General features: G+C 75.1%; 2 protein-coding genes. One reads left to right on the plus strand and one right to left on the minus strand.

Going from position 1 to position 1,226, the window contains the following annotated elements; all coding sequences use genetic code 11:
• Positions 1-390: PLP-dependent transferase (locus G3I40_RS45315; RefSeq protein WP_203645962.1), on the plus strand; the 390-nt coding region annotated here is incomplete at its 5' end.
• Here G3I40_RS45315 and G3I40_RS45320 read toward each other — a convergent pair.
• Positions 323-1,226 (minus strand): GNAT family N-acetyltransferase (locus G3I40_RS45320; protein ID WP_164560607.1); only part of this gene is annotated, 904 nt, incomplete at its 5' end. The genes G3I40_RS45315 and G3I40_RS45320 overlap by 68 nt on opposite strands.

A 1,226-nucleotide genomic window follows, 5' to 3' on the forward strand; every position in this document is an offset into this window, starting at 1 on the left:
GCCCGGCGCCTGGCGGCCGACCCGCGGGTGACCCGCGTCCACTACCCGCGCATCGGCGGCGCCATGGTGGCCTTCGAGGTCGCCGGGGACCCCCATGCCGTGATTGCCGGGGTCGAGCTGATCACCCCGGCGGTCAGTCTCGGCAGCGTCGACTCGCTCCTCCAGCACCCGGCCTCGATCAGCCATCGCGTGGTGGCCGCAGACGACCGCCGTGCGGCAGGCGTCAGCGACCGGCTGCTGCGGCTGTCCGTCGGCCTGGAGGACGTGGCGGACCTGTGGGCCGACCTCGACCGGGCGCTGGGTGCGGCGCAGCGCCCCCTCGTCAGTGCCGCTCGGCCTGCTCGAAGGGCGGAAGGGGCACCGCAGGCGTCGCCCCGAGTCGCGCCGTGATCACCAGCGTGCCCTCCTCGATCTGGTAGTCGAGCGGCAGATCGAGGCCGCGCATCGCGGCGACCATGCCGGTGTTGGACGCCTGGGTGACCGCGTACACACTCTCGCAGCCCGCTTCGCCCGCCATCGCGACCAGCCGGCCGAGCAGTTCGGCGCCGACGCCCCGGCGCTGCCAGTCGTCCTCCACGAGCAGCGCGATCTCGGTCTCGTCGCCGTCCCACAGCAGGTGGCCGAGTGCGACGATCCGGCCGGAGGTGGTCCGCGCGGCGAGGGTGCGGCCGAACCGGGGACTGAGCAGGTGGTTGAGATAGCGGTCCGCGTCGCCGACGGGGCCGTGGTAGCGCATGCTCAGCGTCCGCTGCGAGCAGCGCTCGTGCATCGCCTTCGACGCCGCCACGTCCGCGACGTCGGCGCGGCGCACCGTGATCTCGTTGCCCTCCGGCAGGGTGAGCACGTCCTGGCTGCGGGGCACCCGAGGGCCCAGGCGCGCGTCGAGCTCGACGAGGGCGCGGGCCCGCGCGAACTCGGTGGGCGTGAACGGCAGATACGGCCGCTCCACCGTGATGACCCCGCCCTCCGGGGTCCGCAGCCGCATCTCGGCTCCGTCGAAGCCGCCCTCGACCGGCGCCTCGTCCCGGGCGGGCAGGGCGGAGGCGGGCAGCGACCTGATGGTGCACCGGCCCAGCAACTGGCGCAGTGCCAGCGGCAGTTCGGCCGCGTCCAGGGCCGTGCGGGTGGCCAGGCCCAGGATGCGCGTGGGGGCGTCCACCAGGTCGTGGGCATCGGCCCGCTCGATCCAGGTGCCGGTGCCGCCGGCCCGCGCCGCCGCCTCGGTC

The sequence above is a fragment of the Streptomyces sp. SID14478 genome, assembly GCF_010548525.1.
Lineage (GTDB): Bacteria > Actinomycetota > Actinomycetes > Streptomycetales > Streptomycetaceae > Streptomyces.